The 488-nt window shown below is 74.6% G+C and carries 1 protein-coding gene; it reads left to right on the top strand.

Annotated elements, in window-relative coordinates; genetic code table 11:
* Nucleotides 1-76: 76 nt before the first annotated feature.
* Nucleotides 77-488: FAD:protein FMN transferase (locus AC1DYG_RS19455; RefSeq protein WP_477641499.1), on the top strand; the 412-nt coding region annotated here is incomplete at its 3' end.

Here is a 488-nt window from a genome sequence, read left to right as displayed (position 1 = left end):
CGTCCCGGGTCCTCGCGCCGGCCGCTCCGGTGGTCCGCGCCGGCACCGGACGCTTCGACGTCATCTCTGGCGGGTCGTGACCGCCGTCGTGGACAAGGCCACCAAGAGCTGGTCCATGTGGGGCGTACGTGCGACGGTGGTGGTCGCCGACCCCGCCCTCCTCGATTCCGCATGGCACCTGGTGCGCGGGCACCTCGCCGGCGCCGACGTCGTCGCCAACGGGATCCGCGAGGACTCCGAGCTGGCAGCACTCAACAATGTGGCAGGTCGGCCCGTGCGCGTGAGTGCCGCACTGGCGCAACAGGTTCGGCGGGCACTCGAGGCCGCCGAGCTCACCGACGGCGCCCTCGACCCCGTCGTCGACGCGCCGCGGCCGCGCGCCTGGCGGTCGGTCGTGGTGCACGACGGCGAGGTCACCCTGCCGGCCGGCATCGCCCTCGACCTGACCGCGACGTCACGCCCCGTCACCGCGGACCGCTGCGCGGAGG

It is taken from the genome of Pedococcus sp. P1_H8 (assembly GCF_056405175.1).
Note: the sequence above shows the minus strand (reverse complement) of the source record. Positions and strands in the feature narration are given on the sequence as shown.